Genomic DNA, 17,774 nt, shown 5'->3' with positions numbered 1-17,774 from the left:
CTTGCTGTGTTGTTTCATGGTTCCCGGTGGCTGTGATGGCGCTCGTTGCCGGCGGCCACCGCCAGGCCGGCCTTGGCCTTGCCCTGCTTCCAATTGGGCAGGATCAAGCGCATGCCGCGCTGGCGCTTGATCGCCTCGATGCCGTACACGCCGGCGGCCAGCGGCCACCAGCGGTCCCCGGCCCGCTCCATGAAGCGGAAACGCTGCACCCAGTCGCAGCGGGAGAACGGCGGCGCGTAGCCCATGAAGCCTCCGCTCGCGGGCTCCAGCTCCAGCAGGGTCAGCCAGTCCTTGATGCGCACCAGCGACAGGAAGTTGCCGCTCCACGGCGCGTTCTCGCGCCCTTGGACCAGTCGGCGCACGCCCCACAGCGACACCGGATTGAAGCCGGTGAGGATCAGGCGGCCCTCCGGCATCAGCACGCGCTCGGCTTCGCGCAGTACCTGATGCGGCACGGTGGTAAAATCCAGCACATGCGGCATCACCAGCAGGTCCAGGCTGCGGCTTTCGAACGGCAGTTGCTCCGGAGCGCACAGAATCTGCGCCGGTCCGGAATCCGAAACGCGGCACTGCCAGGGAATGCGGTTGGCGCGCAGGAAATCGACTTCCGGCAAACCCAGCTGCACCGCATGAAAGCCGAACACGTCGGCGACGGCGCGGTCGAAATAAGCCTGCTCGCGCTCCAGCAGATAACAGCCCAATTCGCTGGAGCTCAGCCAGTCGCTAAACGAATTCTTCATCGAGAGAAGCCTTATGCCAGCCAAATACACCGTCAGCCCGGTAGGGGCCTTCAGTGACAATTATATCTGGGTTTTGCATCACAGCGGCCGCGCTGTCGTGGTCGACCCGGGCGAAGCCGCGCCGGTGGCCGCCTTCCTGGAACGGGAAGAACTGCAACTGGAAGCCATCCTGATCACCCATCACCACGCCGACCACATCGGCGGCGTGGCCGAGCTGTCCGCGCGCTGGCCGGACGCCGCCGTCTACGGCCCGGCCGACATCGCCTCGGTCTCCCGCCCGGTGATGGACGGCGCCCGCGTCGAGCTCTCCTTCGGCGCGGCCGCGGTGCTGGAAGTTCCGGGCCACACGCTGAACCACCTGGCCTATGTAATCGACGACGCGCTGTTTTGCGGCGACACCCTGTTCGGCGCCGGCTGTGGCCGGCTGTTCGAAGGCACGCCGCGGCAAATGCACGATTCGCTGGCCAAGCTGGCCGCGCTGCCGGACGCCACCAAGGTCTATCCGGCCCATGAATACACCTTGGCCAATCTGCGCTTCGCGCTGACGGTGGAGCCGGGCAACCCGGTGCTGGCCATCCGCATGAGCCGAGACCTGAAGCTGCGCGAGCAGAACCTGCCCACCCTGCCCTCCACCATCAGCCTGGAACGCGCCAGCAATCCCTTTCTGCGCGCGCATGAACCGGCGGTGCGCCAGTCCGCCGCGCACTGGAGCGGCCAGCCGCTTAATGATGTTGTCGAGGTCTTTTCCGCGCTGCGCGAGTGGAAAAATCGCTTCTGAGGGATTTGTTCACAATCTTGCGAGCCAAGGCGAAACACGGCGAAAACGGCAGGGAAAACGACGGGAAAAACGGAAGGCGCGTCGCGGTCCATTCGTATTTCAAAACGGTTTTCAAGGCCGTATCGCCTACGCGCGGCCTACCGCGAACGGCCCCTCAAACCATGACAAGGAACTGAATCCTGAGCGCCACTGTTAAAAATAACTGGCGCAGGACAGTCTGCATGGCCTATATGTCAGCAAAGCACATGAAGTTATTTGGTTTTTTGGTTGACACCCCTATGTTGGCTGTTTAGCATCAGCCGAAATCAGAATTCCGGGCCCGCCAAATGAATCGCTTCACCCCGTTGGCACTTTCGCTGTCATTTGCTTTTTTATTTGCCTCCGCCGCGCACGCGGACGGGGCGTTTCGCCAATCCGTCGGCGTGGACGAGGGCCTGGCCTCCGGCCTGGACATGATGCTGCTGAACTCCAGCCTGCTTCGCAACGGCGACAATGTCTGGGAGCGCGCGCGCGAAGGCTTCCAGCTGCCGGAAGTGAACGCCGACATCGTACGCCGCCAGGAACGCTTTTATGCCAGCAAGCCGGAATACTTCCGCCGCACGCTGGACCGCAGTAGAAAATATCTGTTTCACATCATGAACGAGGTGGAGCGCCGCGGCATGCCCACCGAACTGGCGCTGCTGCCGCTGGTGGAAAGCGCCTTCGTTCCCACCGCGAAATCCCATGTCGGCGCCTCCGGCCTGTGGCAATTCATGCCGGCCACCGGCCGCCACTACGGTCTGGAACAGACTTGGTGGTACGACGGCCGCCGCGACGTGATGGAAGCCACCCGCGCCGCGCTGGACTACCTGGAAAACCTGTACGGACAGTTTGGCGACTGGAATATCGCCTTGGCCGCCTATAACTGGGGCGAGGGCAACGTCTCCCGCGCCATCGCCCGGCTGCAGGCCAGCGGTCAGGAAGTGACGTACGAAAACATCCGCATGCCCAACGAAACGCGCAACTACGCGCCCAAGTTGCTGGCGGTGCGCAACATCCTCAACGATCCGGCCAAGTTCGGCGTGCGCCTGGACAAATTTCCCAACAAGCCTTATTTCGTCGCGGTTTCCACCGGCAAGCACATGAATATCGACATTGCCGCCAAGCTGGCCGGTGTGTCCATCGGGGAATTCAAAGAACTGAACCCGGCTTTCAACCTGCCGGTATACGCGCACAAAAACGGCCGCCAGATGCTGATCCCGGCGGCCAAGGCCGACAAGTTCCAGGCCAATCTGGCCAAGTGGGACAAGCCGCTGCTCACTTGGGAAGTCTACACTCCGCCCGCGGACGCCAACGTCAGCCTGATCGCCAGCGAGCACGGGATGAGCACCGGCCAATTGATGAGCGCCAACAATCTGAGCAGCAGCTCGCTCAAGGCCGGCCAGCCGGTGCTGGTGGCGATGAGCAAGGATCAGCGCGATATCCGTCCGCTGGACGCCACCGACACCGCCTTGCCGGAAAGCGGCGACAGCGCCACCCTGTTGGCGCACGCGGAAACGCCGCGCGCCGCGCCGGCGGTGATGGTCGCCTCGGCCCAAGCCGTCCCGCAAGCCATCCCCGTCGCTCAGGTTCAGACGCCGCCGGTCGCCGTCCAGCCCGCTCCCGCCCTGGCGGCAGCACCGGAAGCCCCGCCGGCCCCGGCCAAAACCGTCCTCGTGGCGGCCGCGCCCGCAACAACGGCCACGGCCACGGCCGACGCCGACGGCAATTACACCGTGGCTGCGGGCGACACCCTGTACAGCGTCGCCCGTCGCTTCAACCTTAGTCTGGACGATTTGAAAACGGCCAATCAGCTGGATTCCAACACCGTTCTGGTCGGCCAGGTGCTCAACGTCAATAAAACCCTGGACAAGGGCGTGACCCTGCTGGCGGACAGCCGCGCCAGCCAGGCTCAGCAAGACGCCTTGCTGAAAGTCAGCGGCCTGCAGATCAACCAGCGCGCCACCGGCAGCGTGCCGGCGGAATACGTGGTGCAGCGCGGCGACACCCTGTTCAGCATCGCCCGCCGCTTCGGCGTCAATCACAACGACATCCAGCGCTGGAACGATTCCCGCCAGTTGACCCGGCTGCAGCCGGGCCAGAAAGTGCGCATCCAGGGCCTGTAAGGACTTGGGCCGCAAGAAAAAGCCAGGGCGAGCCCTGGCTTTTTTCATGTCCGCCGCTAACGGCTGCGCCCCTGGCTAGCGCTGCTCAGCCAGTGCCACACCATCAGCAGCACCCCGCGGCTGGGCGGCGGCACCTGCATCAGGCTGGGCAGCAGCAGCGCCAAATCCTCGCGCAAATGCTCGGCGACCAGATTGAACTCCGCGGTCAGCCAGTGGCAATACGAGGGCTTGTCCAGCGCCAGCGGACTGACCGCCTCGCTCAGCACCTCCGCCAGCATCGCCGGCTGATTGAAGCGCATGCCGTGAGCGGCGCGCATCAGCGTACGCACGATGGCGCGGCGCTGCTCGGCGCCGTCGCTCAGGGCCGGCGTGTTCTGGGCCACCTCGCCCATCCGGTCCAGCAAGCTGCACAGCGCGCGCTGACGCCGCTGGATGGCGTCGAAACCCGCCGCGGGCAGGCCGGACTCCTGCACCGCCGCCGCCACCAAGGCCCGCATCCGGATCAAGCGGCTGTTGAAACGCTCCAGCGCCAAGCCGGCGTCCACCTCGCGCCGCCGCGCGATCTTGCTGTACAGGGTGGCCGCTTCGCGCAAATTGTCCGCCAGCAAAAAACGCCAGCTGTCTATCGCCCGCAAAGGAAACAGGCCGGCGGCCACCAAGCCCAGCAGGGAACCGGCCAGCACATTGAAGCCGCGCCACAGCGCGGCCTCCACCGGCTCGTTGCCCAGGCCGGCGACAATCACCATGGTCAGCCCCACCAGCAGCGCCAGATACTCGCCCTTGCCCAGCGCGAACCAGGCGCTGAGCATCACCAGCGCCGTCATCCACAGATAGCAGGACAGCGGCGAATGGCGGTACAAGGCCATGGCCACCAGGCCGGCCGCCGCCCCCAGCAAAGAGCCGCCCATGCGCTGCAAGGCCTTGCGCCTCACCCCGCCCCAGTGCGGCACGCTGCCCAGCACGATCAGAATGGTCACCAGCATCCAGCTGCCATGCGGTATCTCGAACAGCAGGTTCAAGGCCAAACCCACCAAAAACGCCGCGGCCACCCGCAGCACATGCGCCTGCCGGGCGTACAGGTTCAGATAATACGGCGTCAGCAGAATGCGCCAGGAGCGCCAGCGGCTGCCTTCCATCTCTTACTCCATCGTCTTGCTGTCCAGCCAGATCGTCACCGGACCATCGTTGACCAGCGCCACCTGCATGTCCGCGCCAAACACCCCGGTGGGCACCGGCTTGCCCAAGGTCTGCGCCATCGAGGCGACAAATTGATCGAACAGGGGGCTGGAGCGCTCCGGCCGCGCCGCGCGCGAATACGACGGTCGATTGCCCTTCTTGGTGCTGGCGAACAGGGTGAACTGGCTGACCGCCAACACCTCGCCGCCGCAATCCAGCACCGAGCGGTTCATCACGCCAGCCTCGTCGTTGAAGATCCGCAGTTGGCTGAGCTTGCGCGTCAGCCAGGCGATATCCTCCGCCCCGTCTTCCTCCTCAATGCCCACCAGCAACAGCAGGCCGGGACCGATCTCCCCGGTCACGCGCCCTTCCACCGTCACCGACGCCTGCCTCGCCCTTTGCACCAATACCCGCATGTCCTCTCCTTGCCAGACCATCATAGATTCAAATCCCGGCCTGCATTCTAGAGCCAAGCGCGCCGCCGGTCACGACGACGGGCCAAGCCCGGCGCAGTCCAGTACAATGACGGTTGCTCAATAAGGATTCGCCTCATGCTGATGGTCATCTCCCCAGCCAAGACGCTGGACTTCGACACCCCCGCCGCCACCGATCACTACACCCAGCCGGACTTTCTGCATCACAGCGCCGAACTGATTCAGGTGCTGCGCGCCAAGAGCCCGCTGGAAATCGGCAAGCTGATGAGCATCAGCGACGCGCTGGCGCAATTGAACGTGGGCCGCTACCACGACTGGCAAGCGCCGTTCAGCCCGGCCAACGCCAAACAGGCGGTGCTGGCCTTCAAGGGCGACGTCTACGAAGGCCTGAACGCCGCCAGCCTGGAGCCGGGGCAGATGAGCTATCTGCAAAACCATTTGCGCATCCTGTCCGGCCTCTACGGCGCGCTGCGGCCGCTGGACCTGATGCAGCCCTACCGGCTGGAGATGGGCACCCGCCTGAGCAACCCGCGCGGCAAAAACCTGTACGAGTTCTGGGGCGACACCGTCACCCACGCGCTGAACGCGGTGCTGGAGCAAAGAAAAGACCCGGTGCTGGTGAACTTGGCCTCGGAGGAATACTTCAAGGCGGTGAAGCCGGCCAAGCTCAACGGCAGCCTGATCACCCCGGTGTTTCAGGACCGCAAGAACGGCCAGTACAAAATCATCAGCTTCTACGCCAAGCGCGCGCGCGGCATGATGGCGCGCTGGGCCGCGCTGCATCAGGTCAGCCAGCCGGAGCAGCTCAAGCACTTCGACAGCGCCGGCTACGCCTTCGATGCGGCGGCCTCCAGCGAGCTCAACTGGGTGTTCCGCCGCGACCTGCCCTAAGAACCTCTAAAGTCTGCTGCGCTTCAGCGATACGGCGTTGAAAACCCCTTCGAAATGCTCATGTACCCCCGTACATTCCGCTTTCTCAGCCTCAACGCCTTGTCTCGCTCTGGCTCGCGAAATCGTAAACAGACGCTAAGACCCGCTAACAGCATCCCTGACCCTGCGTTGCGCCTTCTTGTCGTAGGACTTACTGCCTGCGTCGGCGCGCCTTGGCTCAGCTTCTCTGCGCAGTTTTCTTAGCAGCCCCAACTAGGCGGAGACGGCGTTGACCAGCGCCTCTCCCCGCTCGAAAGCGCCGGCATTGCCCAAGGTGGTGTCGGCGATATTCATCAGCGCCTCGCGCGTCAGAAAGCCTTGGTGCGAAGTCACCAGCACATTGGGAAAAGTCAGCAGCCGCGCCAGCTGATCGTCCTGCAGCCCGCTTTCCGACAGGTTCTCGAAAAACACGCCCTCTTCCATCTCGTACACATCCAGGCCCACGCCGGACAAGCGCCCGGCCTTCAAGGCCTCCAGCAAGGCTGCGGTATCGATCAGGCCGCCGCGGCTGGTATTGATCAAGACCGCGCCCGGCTTCATCCGCGCCAGCGTCTCGCGATTGACCACATGCCGGCTCTCCGCCGTCAGCGGCAGATGCAGGCTGATCACGTCCGCCTGCCGCCAGACCTCCTCCAAGGACACGAACTCGCAGCCCAGGCTCGCCGCCAGCTCGGCGTTGGGATACAGATCGTAAGCCAGCACCCGCATGCCGAAGCCGCGTGCGATGGACATCGTGGCCTGGCCGATGCGGCCGGCGCCCAACACGCCCATGGTCTTGCCGTACAAATCGAAACCCACCAGTCCGTCCAAGGAAAAATCCATCTCCCGCACCCGGGTATAGGACTTGTGGATGCGGCGCACCACCGCCAGCAGCAAGGCGAAGGCGTGCTCAGCCACCGCGTGCGGCGAATAGGCCGGCACCCGGGTCACCGCGATGCCGTGCCGGCGGCAGGCCGCCAGATCCACGCCGTTGTAGCCGGCGCAGCGCAAGGTCACCAGCTTCACCCCCGCCGCCGCCAGCTTGGCCACCACCGCCGCGTCCAGCCTGTCGTTGACGAAGGGACAGACCGCGTCCACGTCCTGAACCAGGCCCACGGTGTCCAGATTCAGACGCGGTTCGAAAAACTGCAATTGATGATGGTGGCTTTGATTGGCGGCCTCCAGCGCGTGGCGGTCGTAATTCTTGGCGTCGAAAACGGCAATGCGCATGCTGCGGCTCCTGAATGCGGATGGATGAGACCACTATAAAGCAGCTCTTCTCCCAACTAAAAGCCTAGCGTGCAAGCAACTCCGGCCCTCACGGGCGGGAACGGAAATGCAAAAAACCCGAAGCCGTTTGGCTTCAGGTTTTTTAACTTGGTTGCGGGGGCGCAGTACCCTACCCATAGTAGCAATCGCATTCAGCTAGACTAGGCCCTGTTAACACAAGCACCGCAATCGGTCTGCGACAAGGATAAAGTTCAGGGGAGCAGCTTTCTCCCCTCCTGCACATCGTGTCATGTCGAGCAGCCAACTGGACTATCCGAACCCACACCTGCCGACTTGTGGGGTTCTCGCGAGATGTCTGGAGGCATCCGGCACAGGTGAGTGTGTAACTTCTCAGCTGACGGTACAGCGAGTATTTCGGCTAGTTGCGGCATTAAGGTAGGTTCAACAGAACTTGCCTTTCGTCTACATTTTCGATGACCAGCTGCAAATTTCTGCCAGCTAGTCTTACCACCAAGCATAGGCCGCAGCATTTCATGGTCATCAGTAAAAACTTGTAACGGGTTCAAGACAGCTTCTTAATTTGCACTCCTTGTGCCCCATCCTCTACGATATAACCAAGTTTGATGATGCGACTACGCAAATCATCAGATACTTGCCAATTTTTTTCCTGACGGGCAACTTGCCTGGCTTTGGCAAGCTCCATGACTTCTGATGGAATCATCGTATCCGATGGTTGCCAGCCATCAAGTGCCAAGCCTAGAACTTGGTCACAATGACGTAGAGTGGCTTTTTTATCTGCATCTGACAATGAGCTCTTAACGAGCCCCCAAACCAGAGCCAGCGCACGCGGGGTATTCAAGTCCTGATTGATTTCATGCAGGAAGGAACTGGCAAAAACCTGATCGACGCCCCCTCCCTCCGGCCATGCAGCATAGCTGACTCGTAGGCGATCCAGTGCCTGTTGAGCACCATCCAAAGCATTCCAACTGAAGTTCAGTTGCTTGCGATAGTGTGCAGTCAAGTTCAGATAACGATAGGCCAATGGATCATAACCTAGATCAACCAGGCTTTGAAGGCGCAGAAAGTCATTTGTAGACTTGGACATTTTGGCATTGTCAAGCTGTAAGAAGTGCCCATGCATCCAGAAGTTGGCGGCACGGGTACCATCGCAGGCTTGACTTTGTGCAATCTCATTAGTGTGATGCACTCCAATGTGATCTTCGCCTCCACAATGAATGTCAAACCAGGGCGAGAGGTACTTCCTCGACATCGCTGAGCACTCAATATGCCATCCTGGAAAACCTATCCCCCATGGGCTATCCCATTCCATCTGACGCTGACTATCTTGGGGACTGAACTTCCATAAGGCAAAATCAGTTAGATTCCGCTTCTGCCCCATATCTACTCGCACCCCAGCTTTCAATCCAGAGAGATCTAACCGAGCTAGATAGCCATAGTTGTCTTGTTTACTGGAATCAAAATAAATACCGTCAGTAGTACGATAGGTAAAACCTTTAGATTCTAATGTAGCAATAAAGTCGATCTGCTCTGAAATATGTTCGGTTGCGCGACACCATAGGGTTGGTTCCAAGTTGTTCAGTGCATGCATGTCCTTCTGAAATGCTTTGGTATAGAGCTCGGCTATCACCCAGGCCGATTCACCACCTGCCCGACGGCTGCCTTTCTCCATTTTGTCCTCGCCCTCGTCTCCATCTGACACAAGGTGGCCAACATCAGTAATATTAACCACGTGACGCACTGAGTGACCATTAAACTCGAGGACACGTCGCAAAGTGTCCTCGAACATATAGGTACGGAGATTGCCAATATGAGCATAGTCATAAACCGTCGGGCCACAGCAATACAGGCCTACTTCCCCCAAATTCAGAGGCTCAAAAGTACGGATTTTACGTTGCCAAGTGTCATACAAATAGAGTTTCATACTTCTCACGAAAGTGAAGCCAAGTCGCGTGGCTGACAATTTTGAAAGGAAAACGGCAGCAGTAGAATAAGTCAGAATTCTTTTTATTTTCCGCCATGCCCAGAGTCATAAGTCAAGTTGCAATACAAGCAGAAGGCCGGCCACTAACAGATTCGGTCTTGAAGGGAGGCGAGAGTTCCTTACGAGGGACCTCTCCTTGCAGAGTAAAGCGAACCCATACATCCACCACACTAAGTTAAGTAGACACCATGTTCTCAATAAATAGGCTTCGACCAAGATAGGTTGGCTGGATACTTATGATTTTGCAACTCTCTTAAGTACGCAAGTAACAATGTTCGGACTTGGCTGCTCTGTAGACATCACTCTCCCGTGGCATCGAACAACAGTTGCACCGAGGGTCTCTGTCGAGCTTCAATCGTGCAAAATCCATACCTTTTAGGTCGAAACTCGCCATGGCACCGGTAAGACCGCCTTCAATGCCGCATAGCAGCTTTATCACCTCGCAAGCCATAGCCGCCCCAACGATACCGGTAACCGCACCAAGTACACCGCCTTCCGCACAGTTCGGTGCCATCTCACCGTCCGGCGCTTCCGGGAAGACACATTCGTAGCAGGGTCCCTCGCCGCCGAAGACTGCTACCTGGCCCTGCCATTGGTAGACAGAACCGTGCACACAGTACTTATTGAAACGATGACACACATGGTTCACAAGATATCGAGTTGTGAAGTTATCTGTTCCATCAACAACAACGTCATGATCCGGCACAATTTCTTGAGCTAATGAAAAGTCGAAACGGCGTTGCAACCGTCCAACGTTCACTTCTGGGTTGAGTGCACGTAAGGTGATCCAAGCGGACTCCACCTTCGCGAGGCCAATACGATCAGACGTATGCAGGATCTGGCGCTGCAGATTGCTTTTATCCACGGTATCGTGGTCCACCAGCGTGAGCGTCCCAACACCGGCTGCTGCTAGATATAGAGCAACTGGAGAGCCAAGCCCGCCAGCACCAATAATCAGGACTCGCGCTCGCTTCAGGCGGGCTTGCCCAGCCTCACCAAGGTCCGGCAGTTTTAACTGGCTGAGGTAACGCTCCCGATCAAATTGTGTGTCTTCATGTATGTGTGAAAGCGTCCCCCCTGAAGCCTTCCAGGCCTCGATACCACCAGCCAGGCTTGTAACCTGAGCGTATCCCATTTCATGTAGTGTCTTGGCTGCTAGTAAACTGCGAACTCCAGAAGCACAATAAATAATGATTGGCTGTCCTTTGTCTGCTACTAGTCGTTCAACCTTCGACTCTAGCAATCCACGGGGAATGCACAGAGCACCAGGGATTACACCGGAGCTCGACTCCTCCGGTTCGCGGCAATCTATGATGACACAGGAGGAGTTAACGTTAACCGTATCAGCTTCAACCTCGCACACCGTGCGACGTGCTTGTCCGAGCAATTTGGCTAGATGGCTCATTTTTATTTAGTGCCTCCGGGCAGTTCCTCTGCTCCCCATCCACGGCGCAGCCACAACGATGGGTCGTGTTTTGCTGCACCATAAAGCATCGTAAGGTTGGTGCGGCGGTTCTCATAGCCCTCCTTGAAACTGAATTCGTCAGTTTCGTGGAAGTATTGTGAATCGAAGATCACCATTCGGTTCTCTCGGTATGGAACACGAACTGGCTCAACACCCGCAGCCTCAATGAACGCCAAAATCTCTCGACGGCGCTCAAGGTTGTTATAGCGATCAAACCCCCAGTCCATCGGGGGGGCGATAGGATAGATAATCAACCCACCTCGATCAGGAGCTAAGTTCGCATAATCTGGAGTGATCCAAAGATTTGCATTGATGGCGGCAGCGTCCGCATGGACGGCAATACCCTGACCAGCATGCTCATAGCGGTAGGCCCATATTTCTTCGAGCCGATGAGCGCCGAAGATACCAGGCATAGCATGCCGAAGCTCGAAGGCGAGCTGGTATACTAGCTCGCACGATAGACCGCGATCCAAGTAAGCACCAACATATCCACGCGGCTTAGCATCAAACCAAATTGTTGATTCGAGTAGCTCGGAACGAAGAGCTTGCAACGCTCCTTGGTGCAAAACACCGTCGATAACTAAAACCCCCTTGTCACGGGCATAGCGCAATTCAGCCTCAGAAAAGTCAACTTGGGGCGAGAATACTTTCTCAACGCCCCCCCTCTGTGGCAGATGTAAAGGGCGGTAAATGGTCTCGCCTAGGGCGTGAAGAATCTTAGGTGTCAAATAGTAGAGTTTGTCACCGCTTCCTTCTTCTTCTAGCAGTGCGAGGAGGTCGTGGTAACCACCATAAAGCATCTCGGTTTCAGGTGTAACGCGACCCTTGTGCATTAGGTAGTCGAGTTGGTCAAGGTCGTGCCTCAGTTTACCGCGCGATACCTTGAACAATTTCTCATGCTGCCCGGCTGCCAGTAATGAATTTAATGGCTGGTCATACTCAATAGCAAATGCTCTACGCGCATGGAAATCTGCTTGTTTAACATCCTCAAGATAACGCCCCATACGCGCCAGAGCCCTGTGGGCCAGAGACCAGTTTGGAATCCCACTCACCGCCTGCAGATAGCAATCACGCGCGGCCTTCCAATCTCCACGAAGCTCGTAGCCTCGGCCTTCCAGCACCTTGTTCGCATATGAGATCAGCGGTGAGGTCATGTCAACTCCATGTGTAGTCATCTACCCCCCCGCCAGTGCAGTCAACAGGCGAATTTCCGAATCAGAACGAATTGGTACTTCACCCGGATCAACAACACACAGGTTGCCATCCACGAAAATCCGCAAATAACGGTTAACCACGGTTGCATTCGCATAGATCAGTGTTTTGAGTGCAGGAACGCGACTTACGGCGGCTTCAAGTACCGTCGCTACACTATCACCCTCCAGCAAGAGCTTCGGTTCGCAATTTGCACGTTGGTACATCTGAGGTGGAAGAATAAGAGTGACCATGTCTTAGACCTTGCTTATGTAACTGGAGAGTGGAGTTGAGGTGTGCTACCTGCAAGATGTCGTCATGGATGCGATGCAGTAGCCCCCAACCGTCGCACGCCTTCTGGTTTATGATGTTGGACGTGACGATATCCATGGCGTGTATTAGATGTGGAGCATTCATGATAGCGGGAAGCTTCCCCAGCCGAGCTAGGCTGCGCTCCGAAAAATGTAAACTAGCGTACTGTATGTACAGTTGTTCAGCGCTTACTTCATCCAGAGAGCCAGCCTTTGTCAATGCCTCAAGGGTTGCCGAAAAATCGATCATCGGTAATGAAACGTGTGGACTAGTAGCATCCTCGAAGGTCACACCGAGATAATCGTCGAGAAAGTATGGGGTGTCGCGAATGTGTTCGAATATCCGACCGCAGCCCACCATTCCAAACTCATGTAGTTCAGCTGCGCGGAGCGCGCCAATACTGCCCGCCCCATAAACAGCCATGCCGGTCCGCAGGGCATCAAGCACCTCTGAAGGTGTCACGGCCATACTCTGAAAGAACTCACCATCGATAATACCTACCACATTCACACCTTCTTCAATATCACGTGAAAGGTCGCCCCGTCGGATTGGTGGTAGGCAAACGGCATCGGGCAGCACGGAATGTATCTTTGCTGGCGTAAGGCTCAGGCCGCTATAAATCTTGATCTTCATGCAGAACCTCTCTCTGGACGACTGTTGACGCGGAACTGCCGGTAGAAAGGCCCTCCCTCGTCTTTTTCGAAAGACGTTATGTTTTTGAACTCATTTGGAACATCCAGACTTGGAATAAGTACCTTGACCACCGGCACATCTATACCCCGTCGCGTCAGGTTGGCGATGAGTATATTGTCGTGCCCAATTTCGGATAACCACGAGAGCACGAACTGGAATTCTTCACCAAGGGTGCTGAAGCAATAATCGTGCACTCGATGGCGAAAGTTTTCTATGTGTAGCGTCCGTTCCTCTGGTTGTTCGCAAAGACCAAAGACGTCATCCTCGGGAGCGGTATCCATCGAGGCACACGTGTGTATCTTCATGTCCTCTCGACTACCACTGATGTGGGTAGCGCGGCATTGCAGTACCTCAGAAATTGCACGTGAGATTGCAATATCCACCGTTGCAGCACATCCCCATCCAGAATAGAAAGTGTCTCCGCTGATCAGGCAGGCGCGCACCATGGGTAAGTTCTTTATGCCTGGTAGGAAAAAAGCATACAATTGAATGCAGTAGTCCGAGGATTCTTGCGCCAACACAGATCGCAATGAAGGATCCTCGATTTCACCCTCATATAAGGCTTCGACGTTTAGATCGCCGCAATCCATGCTACTGACATAGAAACGTTCAATCAGTTCGTACAGCGCGTGAATCGTTGCCTCAAGGTAGGTGGCACCAGAAGCTAAACCGTTGGAACCATCGATGAATCCGGCATTCGTATCATAGTAAGATGGGATAAATGGAAAGTAGACCGTCTCAGCCGGAACATACACCTCGCGCTGCAGACGCACGGAGTATACTGGGGTCCACATTAACTGTTTGTCAGCACTCAAGGACGACCCTGTACGCTGAATAAACTTGTCGGGGTGTACTGCTAGCCGTTGCTTGTGGAGATAGTCCCAACTAGCACGTAGTAGTTGTGGAACTCGCGGCTCCACGCAGTAACTCTCGATCGCCTCCATCAGGCATGAGATGCGGGCTTGGGTTTGCGTCACTCCTTTGCCCTGTGCGCCCGAATTCTGTCCGTAGTCGGCACTAAGGTAAAGATGTGGCCGGCAACTTTGATAGACAGGGAAGGGGGTGGGACTTAGCCGCGAGATGTCAGCAACCCTTGTGATACCAACCAGCGGGGCTACTTGCTCAATCTGGGCAAGAAATGCTTTCCCTGAAGAAGCCCGGTTACCGTTCGCAGAATACACAATTGGCTCAAAACGTGCCAATTCCTCACAGAGAGTCAGCGCAGGATATTGACTGGTTAGCTCTCTACTCATGCCAACTCCTTTTTGGTTGCAGGAGCTACGCAGTGAGACTCCTGTCGGTCGAAGGCCATTGGGGAGACTTTAGCGTACCACCCCTCAGCCGCAGCATGATCCAAGGCCAACAGTACCTTCATCCCGGGTAGTAATGAGATAGTTAGTGCTAGCAGTGCTCCACAAAGCGCAAACCCCACGTAGACCGTTTCCACTGGGGCCTGAGTCAAGGCCAATCCTGCTAGTGCAGGACTCACCACTGAGGCAAAGTCGCCACTCATGCTTACAATTGCAGCCATGCGGGATCTCATATGTATGGGGCGGGCAAGCGTGCGATGTGTGATGCCAACCAAACCAACCGTTGTCTGAGCAAACCCTGCAAAGAAGAACGCAACCAAGAGTAGAAAAGGACTATTACTTGCGCCGAAAGCCGACAAACTGAGGGCAAGCAAGACTCCGGCAGCGAGCCGCGCACGGTAACGCCCGAGCCTGCGTACAGCTATTTCCGTACCCTTTAGCGCACTCAACAACATTCCCAGCGACAACATCGCTTCGCACAAACCGAACCACTTACCTGAAAGCTGTAACGACTGCACCTTTAGCGGCACAAGCATGTTTAGTACCGGAAAAAGGAAAAGGCTGGCCAAGAAACTAACCAGGGTCCAATTGCGTTCTAGGGGCACACTCCATGATGCGCGTAACCCCTCGCGTATGTCGGAGGTCCAAGAATGCTTCTCCTTCGCTTTCACAGCAGCCTTATGCCATGGTGCCGCGGCGGCCAACAGTGCAGCGGCACTTAGCACCACCGCTTGAATTAGAAGAGCGTTGGCGGCACTGGATGTAGAAAGTAGTAATCCAGCCACCCCAGGACCAGCAAGACGGCCCACCGACTGTGCGGACTTTTGGTAAGCGAAGGCCCTGGACAAACGGCTCGCATCCACCAATTCAGTTAACTGTGCTGACGACACTGCAGAGAAAATTGTATTAGCCCCTAGGGCAATGGCCTCCAGTGCGATAAGTGCAGGCAGACTATAGACCCCATTTTTTGCGAGCAAGCCCATTGACAGTGCTGCGGCGGCGAACAATGTGATCGCAAGCACTCGCATCGTACGCTTGGGAAATCTGTCTCCAAGCGGAGAGAGCCAGGGCGTAATTGTCAGGGAGATCACTGCGATGACGACACCAAAGATCGCCAGGTCTGTTACCCCACCGGCCTGTGTCACCCACCACATTACCGTGATATGCCCCATTAAGAGGCCCAACCAAGTCAAAGCCTCACTTACAAGAATTTGTGGCAAACCCAGCCCTAATTGGCGAGCTTTGAAAAAAAATCTCATCCCTTCTTCCCTACTCGAAAATGAATGCTAATTCGCGAAACTTGCCTTGAGCCGGCATGATTGAGTCCAGCGGAACAGACCATTGAGATCTGATAGGGTCGAGATGGAAGAACTGAACGAGTTGGGCTACCAGATCCTCTCGTGCACCACTCACACCAGACTGTAAGGCCTCGAAGGTACCGAGTAATCGGCTACCTAGGGTCATCGCCTCAATCGTCGAGGCAGAGTTCTGTCCAGGCGTAGCTCCGGCAACAACCTTATTTAGGTAGACGCCAATGGCATGATGGACTAGCTTCCTCAATATTGATTCAGATGCCTCTGCGAATGTGCTGGAGAATCCTAGGTTTAGGGCCTGCCCTGCGCGGAGTGAATCAGTTGTTGGTCCGAGAATCAGTGTACGCGAAGCTACCCATAGATCTAGGTGCTGAATACGCCTACGCACTTCAACTTCGTAATATCTGTCAGCGTCAACCACCATATTTTCTGCGATGTCTGGCGTACAACTTTCCACTAATGCCTTCATCGCCTCCTCTAAGCGATCCAGATACGAGGCCACAATAGGTTTCAGGATGGAGCAAGTATCACTCGCTACTACCCCATCTTTGTTTGAAAGCTTCCCGTCGCGCAGCAGGCTCAGCAACTGCATTGCGTGATAGGCTCGTGTTTGGATGCTACGGCGCGTTCGAACACATGCAAGCTGACTATTGGGTAAGCGTGAAAGGGACGGCATGCCAATCGTAGCCACCCAGCGGAGGTACTCAAAAGTGTTAGCTCCCGGATCGAAAGGAGTGCTCAGGAGTTTTGGTATTCCAGGGTGAGAGCAGAAACGTTTGTGGAATTCTCGAAAGGTACCAGCCCGGCTTAGCTCGCGATAAACCGCTGCAAGTGATCTTGTATGTGTAACGTAGAGCTTGATCGTCCGCCGCACGAGGTTACGAACAAATAGATCGTCACTATCGTGTAGTGGCGTGCGATACCCAGAGAATGCCGCAAGATAGAAGTCCAGTGCAGTCAAATCATCGGTGACACCAGCCGCCTTGAATGCCCGATACGGATGGAAATGACTCTGGGAAACGCAGTTACGCTGGTAAACAAGTTCATTGTCCGGTGTCATCGCACGGATATTGCGCGTCAATATGATATCGGAATGCCAGAAGCAGAAGCCTTCGAACGCGAGCGAGAGATCGGTAAACTGCTTGCGAGTTGGCCGAAAAGAGCCTGAAAAGAAAGGTTCCCACAAGAGGCAATGGACAAGTTCATGCGCCGTACTGATGTAGTGGCGCACGCCGCGAGCCTGGCTTTCGAAATCTTGATCGAGCGCATCTGTGGCCAATTCATGTTGGTATTCGGGGACTACAGGGCGCTGCGAGAATGGATTCCACTCTTCAATACGCACCATATTGTTGCGTTGGACAGGGGAAAAATCTCCGAAACTACTTAGCAAACGGAGGAGTTGTCGGTGGACACCTGAGGTTGACAGCTGCTTTGGATTGGTCGCCCCATGACGAGATAGCTTGCACTCAAGTTCCTGCAGAAACTCGACATAGATGGTAGTGGCGAGAGGAGCAGGTTGTAGATTTTCTATTTTCATGTCAGCGCATAAATCGTCAATCGTTCCAAGATGCCATCACCGTAGTGACAGCACCCCGTAAGCAGAGCGGCTAGGTCGCTTATGCTTTGACGTCAGTACCATGGGTATTGACCGCCGACGGACCTTCAACGAGATCCTTCTTGGACAGTTTCACCAACGGCTGGGTCATTACTTGCTGTTTGACTTGCTCCGATTTAGCGGCAATTACTTTCGTCATTACTATCTCCTTTGTTAGTCCATGTTGAGTTAGCTCAAAACTTGTTTCGAGCACCCACAAAATATCTAATGATCATTATGTATGCAAGAAAAATTTTTCCGGGACCAAAAAAATGTCATACCTATTACTATAGCTACCTCTGTCATGCCATCCACAGATAATTACCCGAATATCATAAATTCAACAGCACATCGCAACCGTACAAACCACCCAATACGCTCCATGTCAGACTAACTCTGGAATCGAAATGTACTAATTGCATCGATGCCTGCGAGAACTTGAAGAGGAGCAAAGAGCGGGTTTCGGACAGGGAGAAGGGAGCA

General features: G+C 56.5%; 15 protein-coding genes. 3 read left to right on the top strand and 12 right to left on the bottom strand.

What is annotated here, in order from left to right:
- Positions 1 to 14: 14 nt before the first annotated feature.
- On the bottom strand, positions 15 to 740 hold the full coding sequence (locus DB032_RS04545; protein ID WP_107798432.1) for a class I SAM-dependent methyltransferase: 726 nt from the start codon (positions 738 to 740) through the stop codon (positions 15 to 17).
- Between the two features lie 13 nt (positions 741 to 753).
- Between DB032_RS04545 and gloB the strand changes: the two genes are divergently transcribed.
- Positions 754 to 1,518 (top strand): hydroxyacylglutathione hydrolase, encoded by a 765-nt coding sequence (gloB, locus tag DB032_RS04540; protein ID WP_107798431.1) that lies wholly within the window; start codon positions 754 to 756, stop codon positions 1,516 to 1,518.
- A 326-nt stretch (positions 1,519 to 1,844) separates the two neighbouring features.
- Complete coding sequence (locus tag DB032_RS04535; protein ID WP_107798430.1) at positions 1,845 to 3,662, top strand: LysM peptidoglycan-binding domain-containing protein; 1,818 nt, start codon at positions 1,845 to 1,847, stop codon at positions 3,660 to 3,662.
- A gap of 56 nt (positions 3,663 to 3,718) precedes the next feature.
- Here the strand turns inward: DB032_RS04535 and DB032_RS04530 are convergent, their stop codons facing one another.
- The gene (locus DB032_RS04530; RefSeq protein ID WP_107798429.1) at positions 3,719 to 4,798 is read right to left on the bottom strand and encodes an FUSC family protein; all 1,080 of its coding nucleotides are present in this window, start codon (positions 4,796 to 4,798) and stop codon (positions 3,719 to 3,721) included.
- A 3-nt stretch (positions 4,799 to 4,801) separates the two neighbouring features.
- Positions 4,802 to 5,254, bottom strand: coding sequence for a D-aminoacyl-tRNA deacylase (gene dtd, locus DB032_RS04525; protein ID WP_107798428.1), 453 nt, complete (start codon positions 5,252 to 5,254; stop codon positions 4,802 to 4,804).
- A gap of 135 nt (positions 5,255 to 5,389) precedes the next feature.
- On the opposite strand from dtd, the gene yaaA reads away from it, so the two are divergent.
- A complete protein-coding gene (yaaA, locus tag DB032_RS04520) occupies positions 5,390 to 6,163 on the top strand; it encodes a peroxide stress protein YaaA (protein ID WP_107798427.1) in 774 nt (257 codons plus the stop codon).
- Between the two features lie 252 nt (positions 6,164 to 6,415).
- Here yaaA and DB032_RS04515 read toward each other — a convergent pair whose 3' ends face one another.
- The 9 genes from DB032_RS04515 to DB032_RS24070 all read right to left on the bottom strand — a co-directional run bounded on the left by DB032_RS04515 (position 6,416) and on the right by DB032_RS24070 (position 17,451).
- Positions 6,416 to 7,411, bottom strand: coding sequence for a 2-hydroxyacid dehydrogenase (locus tag DB032_RS04515; RefSeq protein ID WP_107798426.1), 996 nt, complete (start codon positions 7,409 to 7,411; stop codon positions 6,416 to 6,418).
- A gap of 562 nt (positions 7,412 to 7,973) precedes the next feature.
- Positions 7,974 to 9,353 carry a cysteine--tRNA ligase gene (gene cysS, locus DB032_RS04510; protein ID WP_107798425.1) on the bottom strand — a complete coding sequence of 460 codons (1,380 nt, stop codon included), beginning with the start codon at positions 9,351 to 9,353 and terminating at the stop codon, positions 7,974 to 7,976.
- 313 nt (positions 9,354 to 9,666) lie between these two features.
- Positions 9,667 to 10,818: a ThiF family adenylyltransferase gene (locus tag DB032_RS04505; RefSeq protein WP_107798424.1), complete on the bottom strand. Its 1,152-nt coding sequence runs from the start codon at positions 10,816 to 10,818 to the stop codon at positions 9,667 to 9,669.
- Between the two features lie 2 nt (positions 10,819 to 10,820).
- Positions 10,821 to 12,032 carry a hypothetical protein gene (locus DB032_RS04500; RefSeq protein WP_107798423.1) on the bottom strand — a complete coding sequence of 404 codons (1,212 nt, stop codon included), beginning with the start codon at positions 12,030 to 12,032 and terminating at the stop codon, positions 10,821 to 10,823.
- 217 nt (positions 12,033 to 12,249) lie between these two features.
- Positions 12,250 to 13,014, bottom strand: a complete 765-nt coding sequence (locus DB032_RS04495) for a TfuA-like protein (protein ID WP_107798422.1) — start codon at positions 13,012 to 13,014, stop codon at positions 12,250 to 12,252.
- Complete coding sequence (locus DB032_RS04490) at positions 13,011 to 14,327, bottom strand: YcaO-like family protein (protein WP_107798421.1); 1,317 nt, start codon at positions 14,325 to 14,327, stop codon at positions 13,011 to 13,013. The genes DB032_RS04495 and DB032_RS04490 overlap by 4 nt, the downstream gene beginning before the upstream one ends.
- Positions 14,324 to 15,643, bottom strand: a complete 1,320-nt coding sequence (locus DB032_RS04485) for an MFS transporter (RefSeq protein ID WP_107798420.1) — start codon at positions 15,641 to 15,643, stop codon at positions 14,324 to 14,326. The genes DB032_RS04490 and DB032_RS04485 overlap by 4 nt, the downstream gene beginning before the upstream one ends.
- 10 nt (positions 15,644 to 15,653) lie before the next feature.
- Positions 15,654 to 17,234, bottom strand: coding sequence for a hypothetical protein (locus DB032_RS23525; RefSeq protein ID WP_146176577.1), 1,581 nt, complete (start codon positions 17,232 to 17,234; stop codon positions 15,654 to 15,656).
- Positions 17,235 to 17,313: 79 nt separating this feature from the next.
- Positions 17,314 to 17,451 carry a hypothetical protein gene (locus DB032_RS24070; protein WP_158274237.1) on the bottom strand — a complete coding sequence of 46 codons (138 nt, stop codon included), beginning with the start codon at positions 17,449 to 17,451 and terminating at the stop codon, positions 17,314 to 17,316.
- Positions 17,452 to 17,774 lie beyond the last annotated feature (323 nt).

Origin of the sequence: Chromobacterium sp. Panama, assembly GCF_003052555.1 — a bacterium.
GTDB lineage: Bacteria > Pseudomonadota > Gammaproteobacteria > Burkholderiales > Chromobacteriaceae > Chromobacterium.
The sequence above is the reverse complement of the archived record's forward strand: the minus strand, read 5'-3'. Positions and strand labels throughout refer to the sequence as shown.

Excerpts from the sequence above, each read along its gene's own strand:
- DB032_RS04545 (WP_107798432.1), bottom strand. The coding sequence starts at position 740 with ATGAAGAATTCGTTTAGCGACTGGCTGAGCTCCAGCGAATTGGGCTGT.
- gloB (WP_107798431.1), top strand. The coding sequence starts at position 754 with ATGCCAGCCAAATACACCGTCAGCCCGGTAGGGGCCTTCAGTGACAAT.
- DB032_RS04535 (WP_107798430.1), top strand. The coding sequence starts at position 1,845 with ATGAATCGCTTCACCCCGTTGGCACTTTCGCTGTCATTTGCTTTTTTA.
- DB032_RS04530 (WP_107798429.1), bottom strand. The coding sequence starts at position 4,798 with ATGGAAGGCAGCCGCTGGCGCTCCTGGCGCATTCTGCTGACGCCGTAT.
- dtd (WP_107798428.1), bottom strand. The coding sequence starts at position 5,254 with ATGCGGGTATTGGTGCAAAGGGCGAGGCAGGCGTCGGTGACGGTGGAA.
- yaaA (WP_107798427.1), top strand. The coding sequence starts at position 5,390 with ATGCTGATGGTCATCTCCCCAGCCAAGACGCTGGACTTCGACACCCCC.
- DB032_RS04515 (WP_107798426.1), bottom strand. The coding sequence starts at position 7,411 with ATGCGCATTGCCGTTTTCGACGCCAAGAATTACGACCGCCACGCGCTG.
- cysS (WP_107798425.1), bottom strand. The coding sequence starts at position 9,353 with ATGAAACTCTATTTGTATGACACTTGGCAACGTAAAATCCGTACTTTT.
- DB032_RS04505 (WP_107798424.1), bottom strand. The coding sequence starts at position 10,818 with ATGAGCCATCTAGCCAAATTGCTCGGACAAGCACGTCGCACGGTGTGC.
- DB032_RS04500 (WP_107798423.1), bottom strand. The coding sequence starts at position 12,032 with ATGACCTCACCGCTGATCTCATATGCGAACAAGGTGCTGGAAGGCCGA.
- DB032_RS04495 (WP_107798422.1), bottom strand. The coding sequence starts at position 13,014 with ATGAAGATCAAGATTTATAGCGGCCTGAGCCTTACGCCAGCAAAGATA.
- DB032_RS04490 (WP_107798421.1), bottom strand. The coding sequence starts at position 14,327 with ATGAGTAGAGAGCTAACCAGTCAATATCCTGCGCTGACTCTCTGTGAG.
- DB032_RS04485 (WP_107798420.1), bottom strand. The coding sequence starts at position 15,643 with ATGAGATTTTTTTTCAAAGCTCGCCAATTAGGGCTGGGTTTGCCACAA.
- DB032_RS23525 (WP_146176577.1), bottom strand. The coding sequence starts at position 17,234 with ATGAAAATAGAAAATCTACAACCTGCTCCTCTCGCCACTACCATCTAT.
- DB032_RS24070 (WP_158274237.1), bottom strand. The coding sequence starts at position 17,451 with ATGACGAAAGTAATTGCCGCTAAATCGGAGCAAGTCAAACAGCAAGTA.